Genomic DNA, 14,226 nt, shown 5'->3' with positions numbered 1-14,226 from the left:
ATAAAATAGAACTTAAATGTATAAAGCTCGCTATGGATGATTTTAAAGTAAAAGATATTTCCCAAGCTGAATTTGGAAGAAAAGAAATTTCTATCGCAGAAAGCGAAATGCCGGGTTTAATGGCATTAAGAGAAGAGTATTCAAAAGAAAAACCTTTAAAAGGTGCTAGAATTATTGGATGTCTTCATATGACTATTCAAACAGCAGTCCTAATTGAGACATTGGTAGATCTTGGAGCAGAAGTAAGATGGTCATCTTGTAATATATTTTCTACACAAGACCATGCAGCAGCAGCAATAGCAAAAGCTGGAATTCCTGTTTATGCCTGGAAAGGTGAAACAGAAGAAGAGTACTTATGGTGTATTAAACAAACAATAGTTGGAAAACCTGATTGGAAACCCAACATGTTATTAGATGATGGGGGAGATTTAACTGCCATCATACACAATGAATACAAAGATTTAATGAAAGATATAAAAGGTGTTTCAGAGGAGACTACAACTGGAATTAAAGCGTTAAATAAAATGGAGAAAGACAATTCTCTATTAGTTCCTGCAATAAACGTTAATGACTCTGTAACCAAATCTAAATTTGATAACTTATATGGATGTAGAGAAAGTTTAGTTGACGGTATCAGAAGAGCTACTGATGTTATGATGTCGGGTAAAATTGCAATAGTTGCTGGTTTTGGCGACGTTGGAAAAGGAAGTGCTGCATCTCTAAGACAAAGTGGTGCTAGAGTTCTTGTTACAGAAGCAGATCCTATATGTGCACTTCAGGCAGCTATGGAAGGTTATGAAGTAGTTTTAATGGAAGAAGCTATTAGTAGAGCAGACATAGTTGTTACAGCAACTGGAAATAAAGATATAGTTACAGCTGATCATATGAGAGATATGAAAGATAGAGCAATCTTATGCAATATTGGACATTTCGACAATGAAATTCAAGTTGAGGCATTGAAAAATTATAAATGGACAGAAGTTAAGCCACAGGTACATGAAATTGAATTGCCAAGTAGAAAAAGAATTATTCTTTTGGCTGAGGGAAGATTAGTTAATCTAGGATGTGCAACTGGACACCCAAGTTTTGTAATGAGTGCATCTTTTACCAACCAGGTAATTGCTCAAATAGAACTTTGGCATAATCATAAAAATTATGAAAACAAAGTTTACGTTTTACCAAAACATTTGGATGAAAAAGTAGCCACATTACATTTAAAAAAAGTTGGGGCTAAATTAACAAAATTATCAAAAGAACAAGCTGATTACATAAGTGTTGGAACAGAAGGCCCATTCAAACCAGATGCCTATCGCTATTAAAAATAGCAAGATCGATATAAGTTCAGAAGAAACAACAAAAGTTTTAGCAGAAAGTTTTAAAAATTTTTTGCAAGGTGGAGAAATTATATTTTTGTATGGTGAAATGGGTGTAGGCAAAACTACATTTATAAAATATTTGATTAATGAATTTCAAAAAAGTTCAGATTTTCCAATTACAGAAGTTTCAAGTCCAACATTTAATTTATTAAATGAATATCAAGTAGGTTCTAAGAAGATAAAACATTACGATTTATTTAGGATTAAAAATAAAAGAGATACTAATGATCTAAATATATTTGAAAAAGATAATAATTTAATTACTTTTGTTGAGTGGCCAGAGTTAGTTAAAGATATTCAGGAAAAAATTATTGTATTAAGATTTAACTATGAAAATGAGCTAAATAATAGAAGTGTTGAAATCACAGGTATTGATTAAGAATAGACTAGAATGAAAATTTCAAAAGATTTACAAAAAATTAAAGGAGATGCATCATTCAGAACTTTTTATAGAAGTAAAAAAAATAACTCTATAGTTGTTTATGCAAAAAAAGAAAAAAAGAAAAATTTATTAATTTATGATGCGGTCAACAAAATTTTAATAAAAAATAAAATTTCTGCACCAAATCTGATTTGCCATAATTATAAAAAAAACTTCATTGAAATTCAGGATTTCGGAAATGTCTCATTATTTAAAATTTTAAAAAATAAAAAGAAAAATAAGTATTCATTTTTTAAAAATATTATTCATATATTGAATAAATTACAAAGTATAAAAACTAAAAAGATAAAAAATTTTTTAAATCAAAATTATAAACTTGAATTATATAAAAATAAAATTTTATATAATGAAGCAAAACTTTTTAGTGATTGGTATGTCGAAAAAAAATTAAATAAAAATAAATCTTTATTCAAAAAAAAATTTAAAAACGAGATAAATAAATTATTATCTAAACTTAATAATAAAAACGTTACTTTTGTACATAGGGATTTTCATGTTTCAAATTTAATGTATTTTAAAAATCAAATTAGCTTAATTGACAATCAAGACGCTATTATTGGAAATAAAGCTTATGATTTAGCATCATTGATAGATGATGTTAGATTTAAATCCAATAACAGATTAAAAAAAAAGATTTTTGATTATTACATAAAAACCAATAAGAAAATTAACTTAATTAAATTTAAACAAGACTTTGAAATACTATCAGTTCTAAGAAATTTAAAAATCATTGGAATTTTTACAAGGCTTGCTTATAGAGATAATAAAAAAAAATATATTCAATTAATCCCTTATGCATGGGAAATGATAGATTACAGATTAAAACAGAATAAGATTTTTATGGATTTAAAATTATTATTAAAAAATAATTTTCCAAAATTTATCAATTAAATTATGAAAATAAATACAGCGTTAATATTATGTGCAGGATATGGAAAAAGATTAAACCCAATAACATTAGATACACCCAAACCATTATTAGAGTTACATAATGTAACAATGTTAGAAAAATGTATCCAATTGATTAAAAGTTTGGGTATTAATAAAATTTTAATAAATTCATTTTATTTAAAAGATCATTTTTCAAAATTTTTTAAAGATAACAATTTTGATATTGATATTGAAATTATAGAAGATGGAAAAGATATTCTAGATACTGGAGGTGGTATTTTAAATTTAATTAAACATTCTAATGAAGATGATTTTATAGTTTTTAATCCTGACACTGTTTGGACAAAAGAGTATTTTGATGAAATTAATAAAATGGAAGAATTCTATTTTAGTGAAAAATTAAAAAATATTCTTTTATTAGTAAATAAAAATTTAAGTTTTGATAAAAATTTAAATGGTGATTTCAATTTAGAAAATAACCTTATTACTAAGGAATTAGATAAAAATTACATTTACATCGGCTGTCAGATATTGAGTAAAAATTTGTTTAAAAATGAAACTAATGAAAAGTTTTCAATCTCTAAAATTTGGAACAAATTGATTGATACCAAAGATTTACATGGATATGAAAGCAAACAAAATTTTTATCATCTAACTAATTTAGAAATTTTCAAAAAACTAAAAGATCTTTAGCTCTATCTGAGTCTAAATATTTAGCACTTATAGCTTTTTTCTCATTATTTAGCTCAATTACCAAAGGATTACCTGTTGGTATTTCTAATTTTGAAATAAAATCATTATCTAAATTAAATAGGTACTTGCAAAGAGCTCTAATTGAATTTCCATGCGCAGATATTAGTACATTTTTATCATTTATGACTTCAATTTTTTTTTTATAAAATTCTATTGCTCTTTCATAAGTATCTTTAAGAGACTCTGTACTAGGTATTTTATCTTGAGGAATATTCTTATAAATTTCTATATTTGATGGATGATATGGGTTTTCTTTGTTTAGAGGATCAGGTCTTAAATCCCACGATCTTCTAAATTGATGAACTTTATCATCACCTAGTTTTAATTTCATTTCATCTTTATTAAGACCAGTAAGTGCACCATAATGTCTTTCGTTTAGTTCCCATGCTTGAGTAGGAGATTTATCATCCTTTAACTCATTTTGGATAATTTTTAGTGTATTTTTGGCTCTTAATTGAACAGATGAGAAATAAAGATCTATTTTTAAATTATTTTTATTAATTAATTCACCCGCTTTTTTTGCTTCTGATTTACCATTTTCTGTTAAATCAACATCTACCCAACCAGTGAATTTTTTTTCTAAATTCCAAACACTTTGACCGTGCCTTACTAAGATTAAATAACTCATTTGTTTATCTTTTAGATCAATTTGATAAATAAAACTATTACATTAATGACTAATATATTTTCAAGATATAAATTTATTTTTTATTTATTAAATTTCGTACTAATTTTTTTGTATTTATTTCCTGGAAGTTTTTTAGGATGTATTTTGTATGGTGATTGTAAAAAACAACCACAAATTACACCTGATTTTATAATTTCGACCAACCATTTATATGCTTTTTTCTTGCTTTCATTATTAGGTTTTTTAACTTATAGAAAAAAAATTCAATTAAAAAAATTAAGTATTTATTTAATTTTACTTTCGATAATTTTAGAACTCTTTCACTATATAATTCCAGATAGAAGTTTTGAATTTCCTGATTTATTTGGAAATTTCTTGGGTGTTATTATAGTAATGACTTTTGTTTTTTTTTTAAAAAAATATGAAAATTTTAAAAATTAGCTTTATATTTATTTTATTTTTATCTGGCTGCTCATCAATACCAAAAAATGTATCTGATGGTTGCTCAATATTTAATGAAAGATATCTGTGGTATAAGCATGCTAAGAAAACAGAAGCAAAGTGGGGCACACCTGTGTATTTACAATTAGCTATAATAAAGATGGAATCTAGCTTTGATTGGTTGGCAAAACCTCCTAGACAAAAAATATTTAAAGTTATCCCTTACAAAAGACCTTCTAGTTCTTTTGGATATTCTCAAGCAGTCAAAGGTACTTGGAAACAATACAAAGAAGAAACAGGAAATAAATTTGCAACAAGGACAAGATTTAAAGATAGTGTAGATTTTATTGGTTGGTACACAAACAAAACTGAGAAAATTTTAAAGGTTTCAAAGAAAGATGCTTTTAGACAATATATTGCTTACCATGAAGGGTGGGGGAATTATAAGAATTATAAAAGAAATAATATGGTTATTAATTTAGCTAAAAGAGTTGAGAAACAGTCTAATATTTACAAAAAACAATTATCAGATTGTAAAAATAAATTAACTACAAGTAAGTATATTATTTTTTAATTTAATTGTTTTTTTAGCTCTATATCTACGGCATCAATACGCTTAGTATTTTTTGCTAATGCTAAATACATTGTAGGAGTTACATATAGAGTAAAGAATGTTGATATAATCATTCCACCTAAAATAGTTGCTCCAACTGCTAATCTTGATCCTTCTCCAGCGCCAGGACCTATATTTCCGACAACCAAAGGTATCATTGCAATCATAGTACTTAATGATGTCATTATTATAGGTCTTATTCTCAGCTTACATGCTTTCAATACTGCATCTTGAATTTTAACACCTGTTGTTCTTATTTGGTTTGCGTAATCAACGATCAAAATACTATTCTTCGTTGAAATACCAATAAGAATAATCAGGGCAATTTGTGAAAATATATTTACTGAACTATTTAAGAATAAAATAAATACTAGACCTCCAAATACAGCTAAAGGAACTGTCAAAATAATTATGAAAGGGTGAACAAAAGAGTTAAATGTTGCTGCCATTACTAAATATGCAGTCAACAAAGCTAGAGCAAAAATTAAATAAATTTCGTTTGTAGTTTCTTTCAATTCTTCTGATTTTCCTTTCCAAGTAATTTGGTTTTGAGGGGCAACTTTTATCATTACATCTTCTAAATATTTAACTGCTTCAGTTAGTGTGTAATTTTCTGATAGTGCAGCTGAAATTGTAACAGCTCTTTGTCGATTATATCTTGGTAGTGCCTCTGCAGTTCCTTTTTCTTCAAATTCAACAAGACTAGCTATTGAAACTAATTTTCCTGTTGTTTCAGATCTTACAAATATTTTTGACAATCCGTCTTGATCACGTCTATCAGCTAAATATTGTTGTAAGATTATTGGGTATTCTCTTCCTTCTTTACTAAATGAAGTAACTCTTTTTCCTCCATAAAGTGTTTCGAGAGTTCTACCTATATTTTCTGTAGAGACACCTAGGTCATTAGCTCGATTTTTGTTTGTGATTAATTTAACTTCAGGTTTATTTTTTGTGTAATCACTTTCAATTCTGAACATATTTCTATTTTTTCTTAACTCTCTTAGAACACTATTTTGAATATCTTCTAATTCTTCATAGCTTGTCCCATAAATAACCATCTGAACTGGTTTATTGTAGTTTGAAACTCTTATTCCTTGCGGAGATATTGGAAATGCAAACGTTTCTGGAACTGAAACTACTTGTCCAATAGCTTCCCTTAATACAGTTTGACTATTTTTTTCTCTGTTTTTCCATTCATCAAGTAAAGCAATGATTATAAAAGTATTGTAAGATGTTGCAGATCTTCCAAATCCAGGAACTCTCATGATTAGTCTTTCATATGGGCTATCTTCAGCTTGCAACAATCTTAAAATTCTTCCTTCAATTATCTGAGCCTTCTCTTGAGTATATTCAAATGAACTACCTTCATCTGTTGAACCTATTATCAAATAAGAACCTCTATCTTCCATAGGTAGCAATTCTTTTTTTGAGAAATTAAAAAGATAAGCAGATGCTGCTATTATAAAAATTATAAATATTGAAATAGTTTTTTGTCTATTTATCCAGTACTTAAGTGAATTAATATAAAATTCAGTAAAAGATTTAAATTTATTATTAAATTTTTTAACTAAAAAATTTACTTTTTCTTTTTTATTTAAAAACTTACTTCCAAGCATTGGAGATAGAGTTAATGCAACAAAGGATGATACTACAATTGAAAATGATAGTGCTATGGCAGTCTCTTTAAATAAAGTTCCAGATATTCCTTTAATAAATATAAGGGGTAAAAACACTGCAATTAAAATTAAAGTAGTTGCAATAATAGCAAAAGTAATTTGCTTAGAACCTTTATAAGCAGCAACTAGTGGTGTTTCACCGTTTTCTATTCTGGTATAAATAGCATCTGTCATAATTACAGAGTCATCAGTAATTATTCCTATTGCTAAAATAAAACTTAATAATACAAAAATATTTATAGAGAGATCAAAAATGTATAATCCAAGAAATGATCCAATTAAACTAACAGGAAGAGCTACAGCTGGTACAATTACTGCTTTAAGATTTCCAAGAAAAAGATAAATGATTAAAACTACTAAAACAAAAGCAATAATTAAACTTTTATAAACTTCTTCGATTGCAGCACCAATATATGTTGCTCTATTAAATGCTATCTCTAAACTTAGACCATCTGGAAGTGATTTATTTAGTTCTTTTATTTTAGCTTTAATTTGGTTTGATAACTCTACTGTTGAAGCGCCACTTTTAGCGTATATGCCAATTCCTACAGTTTTCAAGTTGAGTGCATTTTTACTTTGTGCTTTGAATAAAGTTTTCTCTGAAACAGGTCCAAATTCTATATTAGCAACATCAGAAAGTATTACTACTTTGTCTTTATTTTTTCTAAGAGGAAGTTGCTTTATAGTATCTATGTTTGAATAAGACTTATCTATATTTAAAGTTAAATCTTTATTATTTGCTTCTAATGTACCAGCAGGAATATTAAGATTTTCATTTCTTAAAGCTCTTTCAACCTCTTGAATTGTAAGGTTATTGGCTGCTAATTTGATAGGGTCTATCCAAACTCTTACACTAAGCTCTCTTAGTCCACCAACTAAAATCCTTCCAACATTTGGAACACTTGAAAAAGCATCTATCAGATATCTTTCAGCATAATCTCCAAGATCAAGATCATCCCACGTAGGAGATGTTAGTGCTACCCACATTGTAGTTGTGAAACCTGCTGCTTGTTTTAGAATTTGGGGTGGATTAGACTCGCTAGGTAAATTGTCAACAACACGAGCAACTCTTTCTCTAATATCATTCGCTGCATCGTCTAAATCAATATCTGTATTAAATTGTATATTAATTCTGCTTCGTCCATTCAAAGAACTAGAGTCGATGTTTTTAATACCTTCTGCACCACCTATAACATCTTCAAGTTTTTGAGTTATTTCTTCATCAACAATTTCTGCTGACGCTGATTTATAATCAGTTTGAACTTGAACTACTGGAGGCTGTATTCCATCTGGAAGTTCTCGAACTGGTAGCTCCGCAAAAACAAATATTCCAAAAATAATTAGAATTAAAGACATTACCCAAGCAACAACAGGTCGTTTAATACTAACTTCGGTTATATACATTTAATTATTTTTTTTCTTTTTCAGATTTTTTAAAAATATTTTTTAGCCAATCAAATTTACCTTTTTTTTCCTCAGCTTTTTTGGATCCCTTTTTTTTACCCCACCCAGAATTTCCTTGTTTTTTCTTTGCACCTTTTTCTATAGGTCTGATCGTTAAATTTGGTCTAACTTTTTTTGTGCCTTCAGCAACAATCTTATCTCCTTTATTTAATCCATCTAAAATTTCTACAAATCCTAAATATCTATCACCTACAGTAACATTTGTTTTCATTACTTTGTTTTTCTCATCCACTTTATAAATAAATATATTTTCACCTTCGACTATTGTGCTTGTGTCAGGTGCACTTAAACCATCTCTAACATTGTATTTAATTGAAATTTCTAAAAATGAACCTGGTAAAATTTCTCCAGATTTATTATCCATTTTTATTCTTGTAGCTAATGATCTGGTGTCTTGACTTATTCTGCTTGCGAAGGAGTCAACTTCACCTTTATAAATTTTATTTTTATATCCAGAAAACTTTATATCAACAGGTAAACCAACTTTTATAAATGGAACAAAAATTTCTGGTATATCAACATCACAATACAGTGAGCTAGTATCTTCTAAATTAATTAATAAAGAAGATTTTGATACTTCTAAATCCTCAGAAAATTCTCTTTTTCCAATAACCCCATCAAATTGAGCAATAATTTTCCTATTCTTAAGATTAGCAACAACATCACCTTTTTTAGCTTTTTTATTAAAATCTATCGGCTTTAATATCTCATACTTTTCTACCTTAAATGACTGAGTTTTAACTGGTGCTGCTGTTCCGTATGTACTTATAACATTTTCAAAAGTTCTCTCTTGTGTTGTGGTCACTATTATTCCAGGAGGAGGTCTTTTACTAAATTTTTTCTTAAAATGATTTCCAATCATTGTTCTACCAACAATCACTATGGCAATAATTAAAAAGAAGATGACGATTATACTCGTGATTTTAGTTGATGTTTTCATAATTTAAATTTTTCCATATTCTGACCAAGATCCGTCATAGATGGTTGGCAGATATTTAGTATTAACTAAAGAATATGCAAGCGCTAAAACACAAGCAGTAACACCAGATCCACAAGAAAAAACTAAATTTTCCTCAAAATTTCTTGATATTTCTTGAAATAATTTATTTAAATCCTCTTTATTTTTAAAAGTCTTATTTTCATTTATTACCTCTACAAAAGGTAAACATACCGAATTTGGAATAGAACCACTTCTTACATTTTTTCTTGGATCTGGAGCTTTACCTTCAAATCTTTGTCTACTTCGCGCATCTACTACTTTGAATTCTTTTTTAGAAATATTTTGATCAATTAAGACTTTATTTTTTACAAGTTTAGATAATTCATTACCCTCATAGTTAGATTTATCTAAATTTGCTGAAATAGTTGAGGTCTTTTTATTTTCACTTTTCCATTTTTTAAAACCACCATCAAGAACATTAATCAATTTTGGATCATGACCAAAATAAATGAAATTATACCAACCTCTGCATGAACTTATAACATTTGAATTATCATAAATTACAATTTGATCATCATTTGAAATTCCTAAGCCTGAAATTATTTCATTCCAAGCCTCTAAGCTTGGAAGCATATGAGGAAGGTCTGTGTCTTGTTTTGAATTTTTATCCAAATCAAAAAAAATAGCATTTGGGATATGCTCTTTATCAAATTCATCTTGAGCATCTCTATTTTCAGCAGGCATATGCCAAGAACAATCAATTATCTTAACTTTGTCGAGATTTTTCTCTAGCCAATCTGTATCAACCAATGACATATTATCTCTTTTCCAGATACTTTTGGTGATACTCTTCTGCTGTACAATAGTTTTTATTTAATGAAATTTTTGTGACTACTTTGCCAGATAGTTTAATATTTTCTTTTTCTACCATCTTTTGTGCAATAGTTTTTTGATCATCGTTTGTATAAAAAATTTCACTTCTATACTGAGTACCAAAGTCAGGCCCTTGAGAATTTAATGTAGTGGGGTCATGAAATTTAAAAAAATGTTCAAGAATATTTTCGTAAGAAATTATATTTGGATCAAATTCCAACTTAACTACCTCAGCATGATTGGTTGTACCAGAACAAACTTCTTTATAATTTGTTTTGTCAGAGTTGCCTCCACAATATCCTACTTCTGTTTTTGCGATACCATCAAGTTTGCTGAACTTTATTTCTGGTCCCCAAAAACATCCTAACCCTAAAATTGCTATTTCCATTGATAAATACCTTAATTAATCTAAGTTAATCACATGTTGTCAAAAAATCAATTGGGCTTTTTTTATATGTTTATATCTGTATGCGCTTTCTCGCTAATGGATTTAATAGTTAAATGGTCTGATGATTATCCAATTGGGCAAGTTTTGTTTTTTAGAGGCTTTTGTGGAATAATCCCAATTTTATTTCTCATTCCTAAAGATCGGTATCTTGATTTCTATAAAACAACGCGACCTGTACTTCATTTTAAAAGATGCTTAGCGGGACTTATAGCTTTAGTTTCTATATTTGTTGCACTTAGAAATTTACCTTTGGCAACCGTTGTAAGTATTTCCTTTGCCGCACCAATTTTTATTACAATTTTTTCAATTTTTTTATTAAATGAAAAAGTTGGTTTATACAGATGGATGGCAGTATTAGTTGGATTTTTAGGAATAATATTTATTACTGAGCCAGGATTTAGTGCTTTAAATTTGTATTATATTTACCCAATTATTTTTTGTTTAGGTCTTTCCTATGTAGCAATTGCTATAAGAAAATTATCATCAACCGAACCTGCCTGGTTGATAAGTTTTTTCTTTTCATTCTCGATAATGCTTCTAAGTTTTTTATCGTTTTATCAGGGATGGATCTTGCCAAGTTTACTTGATTTATTTTTGCTATCAATGGTTGGTATATTAGGTGGTCTTGCAAATTTATGGCTATCACAATCTTATAAATATTCAGAAGTTAGTTTGGTTTCTCCTTTAAAATATCTTGGATTAGTTTTTGCAATAATATTTGGATATTTTATTTGGAATGAAATACCAACTTCTAAAACTTTGTTAGGAGCTTTATTAGTTATTGTTTCATCTATAATTATATTTAGAAGAGAAATGTATTTGAAAAAAAAACTATCTGTTTCACGTCATGAGTAAAACGCCATCATATTGGAATAAAGCAAAAAAATATTTATCAAAAAAAGATAAAACAATGTCTTTTTTGATTAAAAAATATAAGTCACCATCAGAAACTGTTCTTACATCAAGGCGAGATGTTTTCTTTTCTCTTTGCAAAAGTATAATTGGTCAACAAATTAGTGTAGCTGCTGCTAACTCGGTTTTTTTAAAGTTTAAAAAAAAATGTAAAAACAAAATTAATGCAAAAACAGTGAACAAATTATCTAGCTCTCAATTAAAGAGCTGTGGATTAAGCAGACAAAAAGTTAAGGGTATAAAAAGTTTAGCAAAACAAGTATTAAATAAAACATTTAATCCTAAAGTAATTCCAAGTATGTCTGATGAAGATGCAATTATTTATTTATCTAAACTAAGACAAATAGGAAGATGGTCTGCTGAAATGATTTTATTATTTACATACAATCGTCCCGATATATGGCCTGTACAAGATATAGGACTTCTAAGAGCTATTTCAAAAAATTATAATAAAAAATATCTTCCACCAGAAAGCTATGTAAACTTATTGCAAAAAAGATTTTCCCCATATTGTTCTGTAGCCACATGGTATCTTTGGAGAAGTATAGATCCTGAGCCTATTCAATATTAAAAGCTTCAACTATCTGTAAGTTTCTTTCTGTTGTATCTTTTGCAAGCGCCCAACCTTTTTGATATTCTTTAGAGTCATGACACTCAATAGCTTTTTCATAACTAGGAAATTCCCAAATTACTGTTCTTGGGTAAGCTTCTCCCTCTAAAGTATTAAACTTTCCTCCTCTTACCAATGGTACACCCCCATAACTTTTGATTATATCTGTAACTTTAGCTCCATATTTTTTAATATTTTCTTGGCTATCTATCTTTTTATACAAAGCAATCCAGTAAACTTTCATCATTTCTCCTTTTTAAATTTTTTTACTTATGATACTAAACTCCATGGCTGACAAACTCATAATCTCTTTTGATGAATATATAAAAATTGTTGAGAGACTGGCAATACAAATTCATAAGGAATACAAACCAACAGTTTTAATTGGTATAATGAGAGGTGCAGCACCAATTCTTGATATCTTATCTAGGATTTTAAAATTACCAATAGCCTACATTGTTATTCAAAGTTATTCAGGTGAAGGAATGGAAGACAAGCAAGGAGAACTCATGTTTGCTAGAGAAATAAGTTCATTAGCTAATAACGAAGATTTTAGAAAAGTTCTGTTGATAGATGATCTTTCAGATACTGGCTTAACTTTAAACAAAAGTATTGAGTGGTTAAAAAATTATCCTCAAACAAAAGATTTTATAAAAGAAGTTAAAACAGCTTGTCTTTGGAAAAAAAAATCATCAACCTTCGAACCAGATTTCTGTCCTGTAAGACTAGATTCTGACCCTTGGATTGTTCAGCCAACTGAACATTATGAAGAATTATCTATTGAAGAATTAATTAAAAGAAATTAGTTAACAGGGCTAGTTTGCTAGCCCTGTTAAAATCTTATTTAACTTACAGCAAAACTTACAACACTAAGTATTGCAATTACCCATATTGCTGGAGAAGTGCTTGAAAACTTTCCAGTAAATATTTTAATTAATGCGTAAGAAACAAATGCTAGAGCAATTCCATTACTAATACTATATGTTAATGGCATTGCAATCATTGCAAGTATTGCAGGAGCAGATTCTGATATATCATTCCACTCAATATCTGTAATATTTCTTACAAAAAGAACAGAAACAAAAACTAAAGCCGCACCATCAATTTGTTTAGGTAAACTAGTTGCTAAAGGAGCAAAAAAGATACACGCTAAAAACAATATTCCTATTACAAGCGATGTCATTCCAGTTTTACCACCTGCTTTTACACCGGCACCAGACTCAACATAACTTGTTACAGTGGTGGTTCCCATCATTGCGCCCGCAACTGTCCCAACACTGTCAGATAACATTGCTTTATTGATATCTTTAACTTTTCCATCTTTATCAACTTTACCCGCTACGTTTGCAACAGATGTTAATGTTCCAGCTGTATCAAAAAAGTCTACAAACAATAAAGTAAAAATAACTGTAGACATTCCAGCAGTCATTGCAGCTGACAAATCAAATTCAAATAGATATGTCATTGGTGGAGGCGAACTAGCTAAACCATTAAATTTAGCAAGGCCAGCAGCCCAAGCAATAATACTAAATACCAAAATTCCTATAATGATATTTCCTTTTACATTCATTTTTTCTAAAACAATGATCGCTATAAAAGTTGCACATCCTAAAAGAACCAAAGGATCGCTAAGATTTCCAAGTTTAACCAAAGTTACAGGATCATCCACAACAACTTCCATAATTTGAAGTCCTATAATTGCTAAAAACAATCCTATACCTGCACCAATTCCTAATTTTAAACTTTTTGGAATTGAGTTAATCAGCCATGCTCTTATTGGTGTTAAAGATATTATCAAGAATAATACACCAGCAACTAATACTGCACCAAGTGCTTCTTGAGGTGAATATCCCATGCCTGCACATACTCCGAATGCAACGAATGCGTTAATACCCATTCCGGGCGCAAGTCCTATTGGCCAAGTTTTTCCATAAAAAGCCATAATAAAACATGCTAAAGCTGTGGCTAAAATCGTAGCTGTGTATACTGCGCCGAAATCAAAGAAACCTTTTTCGGGTCCAGCGAATTCTCCCGATAAGATGAATGGATTTAAAAACATTATATAAGCCATCGTCAAGAACGTTGTAGTTCCCGCTATGACTTCTGTTTTAAAATCTGTTTTGTGTTTTTTATAATTAAAATAATTATCAAGCATTTAT

At 28.8% G+C, this 14,226-nt stretch carries 16 protein-coding genes; 9 read left to right on the top strand and 7 right to left on the bottom strand.

Annotated elements, in window-relative coordinates; translation table 11 throughout:
- Window positions 1-32: 32 nt before the first annotated feature.
- Genes ahcY through VP90_RS04180 form a run of 4 tightly spaced genes read left to right on the top strand, consistent with a single transcriptional unit; the run spans window position 33 to window position 3,402 of the window.
- Window positions 33-1,319, top strand: coding sequence for an adenosylhomocysteinase (gene ahcY / locus VP90_RS04195; protein WP_262589854.1), 1,287 nt, complete (start codon window positions 33-35; stop codon window positions 1,317-1,319).
- Window positions 1,303-1,755, top strand: coding sequence for a tRNA (adenosine(37)-N6)-threonylcarbamoyltransferase complex ATPase subunit type 1 TsaE (gene tsaE, locus VP90_RS04190; RefSeq protein ID WP_262589853.1), 453 nt, complete (start codon window positions 1,303-1,305; stop codon window positions 1,753-1,755). Before ahcY ends, tsaE begins: the two co-directional genes overlap by 17 nt.
- A 12-nt stretch (window positions 1,756-1,767) precedes the next feature.
- Window positions 1,768-2,709, top strand: coding sequence for a phosphotransferase (locus tag VP90_RS04185; RefSeq protein ID WP_262589852.1), 942 nt, complete (start codon window positions 1,768-1,770; stop codon window positions 2,707-2,709).
- 3 nt (window positions 2,710-2,712) lie between these two features.
- The gene (locus tag VP90_RS04180; protein WP_262589851.1) at window positions 2,713-3,402 is read left to right on the top strand and encodes a sugar phosphate nucleotidyltransferase; all 690 of its coding nucleotides are present in this window, start codon (window positions 2,713-2,715) and stop codon (window positions 3,400-3,402) included.
- Here VP90_RS04180 and VP90_RS04175 read toward each other — a convergent pair.
- On the bottom strand, window positions 3,380-4,090 hold the full coding sequence (locus VP90_RS04175; RefSeq protein ID WP_262589850.1) for a 2,3-bisphosphoglycerate-dependent phosphoglycerate mutase: 711 nt from the start codon (window positions 4,088-4,090) through the stop codon (window positions 3,380-3,382). The two genes, VP90_RS04180 and VP90_RS04175, sit on opposite strands and share 23 nt — an antisense overlap.
- Before the next feature lie 45 nt (window positions 4,091-4,135).
- Between VP90_RS04175 and VP90_RS04170 the strand changes: the two genes are divergently transcribed.
- On the top strand, window positions 4,136-4,531 hold the full coding sequence (locus tag VP90_RS04170; protein WP_262589849.1) for a hypothetical protein: 396 nt from the start codon (window positions 4,136-4,138) through the stop codon (window positions 4,529-4,531).
- Window positions 4,512-5,105, top strand: coding sequence for a lytic transglycosylase (locus VP90_RS04165; RefSeq protein WP_262589848.1), 594 nt, complete (start codon window positions 4,512-4,514; stop codon window positions 5,103-5,105). The genes VP90_RS04170 and VP90_RS04165 overlap by 20 nt, the downstream gene beginning before the upstream one ends.
- Here VP90_RS04165 and VP90_RS04160 read toward each other — a convergent pair.
- The 4 genes from VP90_RS04160 to msrA are packed head-to-tail and all read right to left on the bottom strand — an operon-like array spanning window position 5,102 to window position 10,485.
- Window positions 5,102-8,224, bottom strand: coding sequence for an efflux RND transporter permease subunit (locus tag VP90_RS04160; protein WP_262589847.1), 3,123 nt, complete (start codon window positions 8,222-8,224; stop codon window positions 5,102-5,104). The two genes, VP90_RS04165 and VP90_RS04160, sit on opposite strands and share 4 nt — an antisense overlap.
- Before the next feature lie 4 nt (window positions 8,225-8,228).
- Window positions 8,229-9,224 (bottom strand): efflux RND transporter periplasmic adaptor subunit, encoded by a 996-nt coding sequence (locus tag VP90_RS04155; protein WP_262589846.1) that lies wholly within the window; start codon window positions 9,222-9,224, stop codon window positions 8,229-8,231.
- 3 nt (window positions 9,225-9,227) lie between these two features.
- Window positions 9,228-10,040 (bottom strand): rhodanese-like domain-containing protein, encoded by an 813-nt coding sequence (locus tag VP90_RS04150; RefSeq protein WP_262589845.1) that lies wholly within the window; start codon window positions 10,038-10,040, stop codon window positions 9,228-9,230.
- 1 nt (window position 10,041) lies between these two features.
- Entirely contained in the window at window positions 10,042-10,485 is a 444-nt protein-coding gene (msrA, locus tag VP90_RS04145; protein WP_262589844.1) for a peptide-methionine (S)-S-oxide reductase MsrA, read from the bottom strand.
- 33 nt (window positions 10,486-10,518) lie between these two features.
- Between msrA and VP90_RS04140 the strand changes: the two genes are divergently transcribed.
- Together VP90_RS04140 and VP90_RS04135 are read left to right on the top strand one after the other, a co-directional pair.
- Window positions 10,519-11,400: a DMT family transporter gene (locus tag VP90_RS04140; RefSeq protein WP_262589843.1), complete on the top strand. Its 882-nt coding sequence runs from the start codon at window positions 10,519-10,521 to the stop codon at window positions 11,398-11,400.
- Window positions 11,393-12,028 (top strand): DNA-3-methyladenine glycosylase family protein, encoded by a 636-nt coding sequence (locus VP90_RS04135; RefSeq protein WP_262589842.1) that lies wholly within the window; start codon window positions 11,393-11,395, stop codon window positions 12,026-12,028. Before VP90_RS04140 ends, VP90_RS04135 begins: the two co-directional genes overlap by 8 nt.
- On the opposite strand, the gene VP90_RS04130 is transcribed toward VP90_RS04135, so the two are convergent.
- Window positions 12,015-12,311, bottom strand: a complete 297-nt coding sequence (locus tag VP90_RS04130) for a DUF1330 domain-containing protein (protein ID WP_425321978.1) — start codon at window positions 12,309-12,311, stop codon at window positions 12,015-12,017. The genes VP90_RS04135 and VP90_RS04130 overlap by 14 nt on opposite strands.
- A gap of 28 nt (window positions 12,312-12,339) precedes the next feature.
- Here VP90_RS04130 and VP90_RS04125 point away from each other — a divergent pair, with 28 nt between their 5' ends.
- Entirely contained in the window at window positions 12,340-12,873 is a 534-nt protein-coding gene (locus VP90_RS04125) for a phosphoribosyltransferase (protein ID WP_262589840.1), read from the top strand.
- 38 nt (window positions 12,874-12,911) lie between these two features.
- On the opposite strand, the gene VP90_RS04120 is transcribed toward VP90_RS04125, so the two are convergent.
- The gene (locus tag VP90_RS04120; RefSeq protein ID WP_262589839.1) at window positions 12,912-14,222 is read right to left on the bottom strand and encodes an NCS2 family permease; all 1,311 of its coding nucleotides are present in this window, start codon (window positions 14,220-14,222) and stop codon (window positions 12,912-12,914) included.
- Between the last annotated feature and the right edge of the window lie 4 nt (window positions 14,223-14,226).

Origin of the sequence: Candidatus Pelagibacter ubique HIMB140, assembly GCF_025558165.1 — a bacterium.
GTDB lineage: Bacteria > Pseudomonadota > Alphaproteobacteria > Pelagibacterales > Pelagibacteraceae > Pelagibacter > Pelagibacter ubique_T.
This window is presented reverse-complemented; position numbering and strand designations above follow the sequence as displayed.